Here is a 6,266-nt window from a genome sequence, read left to right on the forward strand (position 1 = left end):
AGAGCCTGTCGCCGGTGGAGGTGACCGAGGACGCGCTGTTGCGACGCGCGCGCGGCGTTCAAGGCGCCTTCCGGGTCGACGTGGCAGTAGGCGTTCACCAGCGGGTTGTAGCGCTCGATGCGCAACAGCGCGTCCTCGGTCACCTCCACCGGCGACAGGCTCTTGTCGCGAAAATGCTGCAGCAGTTGCACCGCTGTCAGTTGGCCAATCTCACTCATGCCAGTTCCCCCTGTGCCGCGTTGACCATGGCGCGCAGCAGCACCGCGCAGCCTGCTGCCAAGTCATCCGGCGCGGCGTTTTCGATTTCGTTATGGCTGATGCCGCCTTCGCACGGCACGAAAATCATCCCGGCCGGGCCGAGTTCGGCGACGAAAATCGCGTCATGCCCGGCGCCGCTGACGATGTCCATATGGCTCAAGCCCAAGGCAGCGGCGCCGTCGCGCACGGCGTTGACGCAAGCCGGGTTGAAGTCCAGCGGCGGGAAATCCGCAGTCGGCGTCAGTTCAAAGGTCAACCCATGCCGGGCAGCGCTGGCTTCGATCACACCGCGCACCTCATCGACCATGGCTTGCAGCTTGTCGGCGTGCAGGTGGCGCAGGTCGAGGGTCATGTGCACCTGGCCAGGGATCACGTTGCGCGAACCGGGGTGCAGGTTCAGGCAGCCAACGGTGCCGCAGGCGTGGGGCTGCTGTTGATGGGCGATGCGGTTGACCGCGCTGACCACCTCGGCGGCGCCCACCAGGGCGTCCTTGCGCAGGTGCATCGGTGTCGGGCCGGCGTGGGCTTCGACGCCGGTGAGGGTCAGGTCGAACCACTTCTGGCCGAGGCAGCCCATGACCACGCCGATGGTAGTGGCCTGGTCTTCCAGTACCGGCCCTTGCTCGATATGCGCCTCGAAATACGCGCCCACCGGGTGGCCCAGCACCGCACGCGAACCGGCGTAGCCGATGCGCTGCAATTCGGCGCCCACCGAGAGGCCTTGCTCGTCCTGTTTGTCGAGGGTGTCCTGCAAGTCGAACTTCCCGGCAAACACCCCGGAACCCATCATGCACGGCGGGAAGCGCGAGCCTTCTTCGTTGGTCCACACCACCACTTCGATTGGCGCTTCGGTTTCAATCTTCAAATCATTCAGGGTGCGGATCACTTCCAGTCCAGCCATCACGCCGTAACAGCCATCGAACTTGCCGCCGGTGGGCTGGGTGTCGATATGGCTGCCCGTCATCACCGGTGGCACGTGCGGATTGCGTCCAGGGCGACGCGCAAAAATATTGCCGATGGCGTCGACACTCACGCTACACCCGGCCGCCTCGCACCACTGCACAAACAGGTCGCGGGCCTGGCGGTCGAGGTCAGTCAGGGCCAGGCGACACACGCCGCCTTTGACGGTGGCGCCGAGTTGGGCCAGGTCCATCAGCGATTGCCACAGGCGGTCGCGGTTGATCAGCGGGGCGTTGCTCTTGAGCGGTTGCGCAAAACTATTCATCTGCAAACTCCGGTCAGGCACTCAGGGCCAAATAGCGGTTCTTGATGCTCGGGTCGGCGCGGAAGGCGGCGGCGCTGCCCTCGTAGACCACGCGGCCCTGTTCGAGCACGTAATGGCGGTCGGCGAGCTTGTCGCAGACCATCAGGTTCTGTTCCACCAGCAGCACGGGCAGGCCGTCGTCCTTGACCTTGCGCAGGATCTTCACCAGCTCGTCGACGATCACCGGGGCCAGGCCTTCGGTGGGCTCGTCGAGGATCAGCAGCTTGGGGTCGTTGAGCAGGGCGCGGGCGATGGCGAGCATTTGCTGTTCGCCGCCGGACAGCGCGTGGCCGGCGTTTTTGCGCCGCTCCTTGAGGCGCGGGAACATGCCGTACACGTCTTCCATCTGCCAGCGGCTGCTCTTGCGTACGGCGATGCGCAGGTTTTCCTCGACGCTGAGCAGGCGGAAAATCCCGCGGTTTTCCGGGACCAGCGCCAAGCCCTGGCGCGCAATTTCAAAGATCTTCTGGCCGACCAGTGCCTGGCCGTTGAAGTGAATCTGGCCCTGGCGCGGGCAGATAATCCCGAGAATGCTGCGCAGCGTGGTGGTCTTGCCGGCGCCATTGCGCCCGAGCAGGGTCACCAGTTCGCCGGGGTTGACGCTCAGCGACACGCCTTCGAGCACGTGGCTCTTGTCGTAGTAGGAATGGATATTGTCGACGATCAGCATCAGGCAGCCTCCCCAAGATAAGCCGTGCGCACACGTTCGTCGGCACGCACGAATTCCGGCGTGCCTTCCACCAGGATCTGGCCGTGGCTCATCACCGTGATGCGTTGACTGATCGACATGACAATGCTCATGTTGTGCTCGATCAACAGCACGGTGTGGTCGCGACCGAGGTCGCTGATCAGCTGGGTCATGATCGGGATGTCGTCGATGCCCATGCCCGAGGTGGGTTCGTCGAGCATCAACAGTTTGGGTTTGGAGCAGATCGACATGCCCACCTCCAGCACCCGCTGCTGGCCGTGGCTCAACTCGCCGGCCAGGGTGTCGGCGCGGGCGGTGAGTTGCAGGCGTTCCAGCACCTGGTCGGCCATCTCCAGGTGCTCGCGTTTACTGTCGACCCGGCGCCAGAAGTTCAGCGCCTTGGCACCGTCACGGCCCTGCGCGGCCAGGCGCAGGTTTTCGCGCACGCTGAGGTTCTGGAACAGGCTGGTCAGCTGGAACGAGCGCGCCATGCCCAGGCCGACCCGGGCGTGGGCGGGTTTGCGCATCAGGTTCTTGCCGTCGAAATGAATCGCCCCGGCGGTGGCCTGGCGCTCGCCGGTCAAGCAATGGAACAGGCTGGTCTTGCCGGCGCCGTTGGGGCCGATGATGGTGTGAATGGTGCCGGCTTCGACCTTGAGGTTGACGCCATTCACCGCGTGGAAGGCGCCGTAGGCCAGTTCCAGGTCTTTGGTTTCCAGCAGGACGCTCATAGCCCTTCCTCCTTGACGACGACCGCGGTTTTGCGGCTGCCGCGCACGCGTTCGAACAGCGACGCCAGGCCGCCCCACAAGCCGCCACGCATAAAGATCACCACCAGGATCAGGATCACCCCCAGCAGCATCAGCCAGCGCGGCCACAGGTCGGAGAGGAAATCCCCCAGCAGCACGATGGACCCGGCGCCCAGCAGCGAACCGAACAGCGAGCCGGTGCCGCCGATAATGGTCATGATCAGGATGTTTTCGGACATCGCCAGGTCGATATTCGACAGCGGCACAAAGTGCAGCAGCATGGCGTACAGCGCGCCGGCAATCCCGGTGACCGCGCCGGACAGCACGAATACCAGGATCTTGAAGTGGCGCGTGTCGTAGCCGATGGCCGAGGCGCGGGTTTCGTTTTCGCGGATCGCCATCAAGGTGCTGCCGAAGGGCGAGGCGATCACCCGGCGCGCGCCGATAAAGATCAGCAGGAACAGCACCGCGACAAACCCGTAGAACGCGCGGGCGTCGGCCAGTGACAGCAGTACGGTGTCGCCGATGCGAATTTCCGGGCGTGGCACGCTGAGCAGGCCGTTATCGCCGCCGGTCCAGTCGCTCAGGGTGTAGGCGACGAAGTAAGCCATCTGGCTGAACGCCAGGGTCAGCATCACAAAGTAGATGCCGGTGCGGCGGATCGCCAGGGCGCCGACCAGCAATGCCAGGAAACCTCCGGCAATCGCAGCGCCGAGCAGGGCGATAAACAGGCCGAGTTGCAGGTGGATCATCAACAGCGCCGCACAGTAGGCTCCGGCGCCGAAGAAGATGCCTTGGCCGAACGACAGCAGCCCGGTGTAGCCCAGCAACAGGTTGCAGGCGAGGGCGGCCATGGCAAAGATCAGGATCTCGGTGGCCAGGGTCGCCGAGGGCAAAATCAACGGCAGGCCGATCAGCACGGCCAGCACCCACAGCAACATCGCGCGCGATTGGGTTTTGGCAAACGGCAGGGGGTTTTTCTCGCTCATGTCAGGCTCTCCCGAACAGGCCGTAAGGACGCACCAGAATCACCACGGCCATTGCGCCGTAGATCATCAGGCTCGCGCCCTGGGGCCAGAGTGTGGTCATCAGGCTTTGCACCACGCCCACCAGCAAACCGCCGACCAGCGCGCCGCTGAACGAGCCCATGCCACCGATCACCACGACCACGAAGGCCACGCCGAGAATCTCCGGGCCGACAAAGGGCTGCGCGCCGCGCAACGGCGCAAACAGCACACCGGCGATGCCGGCCAGGGCTACGCCGAGGGCGAAGGTCATGGAGAACAGGCGGAAGATATTGGTGCCCAGCAGCGACACGGTTTCGGTGCTTTCACTGCCGGCGCGCACCAGGGCGCCGAAGCGCGTGCGTTCCAGCAGCAACCACAGGCCCAGGCCCACCAGCCCGGAAAACACAATCAGGAACAGACGGTAGTAGGGGTAAACGAAGTCGCCGACCACCAGCACCCCGCGCAGCAGTTCCGGCACGGCGACGCTTTTGCCCACCGGGCCCCAGATCATCACGCTGGCTTCCTGGATGATCAGCGCGATGCCCAGGGTGACCAGGATCTGGAACATGTGCGGCAGGTGATAGATCCGCTGGATCAACAGGCGCTCGATCACCCACGCCAGCGCGGCCACCACCAGCGGCGCGATCAGCAGCGCCAGCCAGAAGTTGCCGGTGAGGCTCACGGCGGTGTAGCAAATGTAGGCGCCCAGCAGGAAGAACGCGCCGTGGGCGAAGTTGACGAAGTTGAGCAGGCCGAAAATGATCGTCAGCCCGACCGCGATCAGGAAGTAGATCATCCCCAACCCCAGGCCGTTGAGTATCTGGAACAGGTAAAGATTAAGCATGCAGAAACCCTCGAACAGGTGGCCGCGCGGGCGGCCCTGTCGTGCTTTTACAGGTCAGGATCAGGCGAGCGTGCAGCCTGTGGCGTCGACCGGCGGGAACGACTGGCCGGCGCTGAGCACCTTGGCCAGGTCATCCTTGTCGGCCATGTCGGCGCTGGCTTTGCCGATCAGCAGGTAGTAATCCTTGATCACCTGATGGTCGCCGGCGCGGATCGATTCCTTGCCGGTCGGGCCCTCGTAGCTCAGGCCCTGCATGGCCTTGGCCACGGTCGGGCCGTCGAAGCTGCCGGTGGCGATAATGGTTTCGAGCATGACCTTGGTGCTGATGTAATCGGCGGCCAGCGGGTAGGTGGGGTTGATGCCGTATTTGGCCTGGGTCAGCTTGACCAGTTCACGGTTGCGCGGGGTGTCGACCTGGTGCCAGTACTGCGCGCCGAGGTACACACCGTCGAGAATGTCGCTGCCCAGTTCCTGGAACTGGTCGAGGCCGGCCGACCACACCAGCAGCACTTTCATGCGTTCCTTGATGCCGAAGTTCACCGCCTGGCGCAGGGTGTTGGACGACTGGCTGCCGAAATTCAGCAGCACCAGTACATCCGGTTTGGCTGCGATGGCGTTGGTCAGGTAGCCGGAGAATTCCTGCTCCTGCAGCGAGTGGTAGCTGTTGCCGACATGCTCCAGGCCATGCTCCTTGAGCACATTCCTGGCGCCTTCGAGCAGTGCTTCGCCGAACACGTATTGCGGGGTGATGGTGTACCAGCGCTTGGCGTCCGGCAGCAGTTTGATCAGCGGCACCATGGTTTCACGGATGGCGCCGTAGGTCGGCACCGACCAGCGGAAGGTCGCGGGGTTGCAGTCCTTGCCGGTGACTTCGTCGGCGCCCACCGGGGTCATGAACACGCCACCGACCTTGTCGACTTCCTTGGCCACCGCCAGTGCCGACGACGACAAGGTGCAGCCCTGGAAGAAGCGCGCGCCGTCCTGCTGGATGGCCTCCTGAACCTTGCGCACCGCCTTGCCGGCGTTGCCTTCGGTGTCGATAACCTTATAGTTCAACGGGCGGCCGAGAATTTCCAAGTGTTCCTGCACCGCCAGGCGCGACCCCATGTCGGCAAACTTGCCGTAGCTGGCAAAGGCGCCAGACATGGACTTGAGGCCGTAAAAGGTAAAGGGCTCGGCGGCGAATGCCGAACGCACGCTCAGTGGAAGGCTGAGCGCGGCGGCGGCGGTGAGACTGGCTTTCAACAACGTACGACGCTGCATGGGGTGACTCCCTGGTTTAGTTATTGGCAGGAGCGGCAAGGGCGATACGGTGGAGCAAGGGCCTGTAGGCAGGCCTTTTTATTGAGGTGAAACGCGGTCAGAAACGGTGGGAGCGGGCTTGCTCGCGAAGGCAGTGCATCAGTCACCGGATGCTTGGCTGACCCACCGCCTTCGCGAGCAAGCCCGCTCCCAC

6 protein-coding genes and 1 pseudogene are annotated in these 6,266 nt (G+C 64.0%); all 7 read right to left on the reverse strand.

Annotated features, from left to right (window positions below):
* Positions 1-218: pseudogene (locus WBR57_RS06260) on the reverse strand (hypothetical protein); the annotation flags it as partial.
* A complete protein-coding gene (locus tag WBR57_RS06265) occupies positions 215-1,483 on the reverse strand; it encodes a Zn-dependent hydrolase (RefSeq protein WP_424083086.1) in 1,269 nt (422 codons plus the stop codon). The gene WBR57_RS06265 and the pseudogene WBR57_RS06260, both read right to left, overlap by 4 nt.
* A gap of 13 nt (positions 1,484-1,496) precedes the next feature.
* Entirely contained in the window at positions 1,497-2,192 is a 696-nt protein-coding gene (locus tag WBR57_RS06270; protein WP_424083087.1) for an ABC transporter ATP-binding protein, read from the reverse strand.
* Positions 2,192-2,941 carry an ABC transporter ATP-binding protein gene (locus WBR57_RS06275; protein ID WP_424083088.1) on the reverse strand — a complete coding sequence of 250 codons (750 nt, stop codon included), beginning with the start codon at positions 2,939-2,941 and terminating at the stop codon, positions 2,192-2,194. Before WBR57_RS06275 ends, WBR57_RS06270 begins: the two co-directional genes overlap by 1 nt.
* Entirely contained in the window at positions 2,938-3,948 is a 1,011-nt protein-coding gene (locus WBR57_RS06280) for a branched-chain amino acid ABC transporter permease (RefSeq protein ID WP_424083089.1), read from the reverse strand. Before WBR57_RS06280 ends, WBR57_RS06275 begins: the two co-directional genes overlap by 4 nt.
* A 1-nt stretch (position 3,949) precedes the next feature.
* Complete coding sequence (locus tag WBR57_RS06285; protein WP_424083090.1) at positions 3,950-4,810, reverse strand: branched-chain amino acid ABC transporter permease; 861 nt, start codon at positions 4,808-4,810, stop codon at positions 3,950-3,952.
* Positions 4,811-4,870: 60 nt separating this feature from the next.
* Complete coding sequence (locus tag WBR57_RS06290; RefSeq protein WP_424083091.1) at positions 4,871-6,073, reverse strand: ABC transporter substrate-binding protein; 1,203 nt, start codon at positions 6,071-6,073, stop codon at positions 4,871-4,873.
* Positions 6,074-6,266 lie beyond the last annotated feature (193 nt).

This window comes from Pseudomonas sp., from assembly GCF_049590575.1.
Lineage (GTDB): Bacteria > Pseudomonadota > Gammaproteobacteria > Pseudomonadales > Pseudomonadaceae > Aquipseudomonas.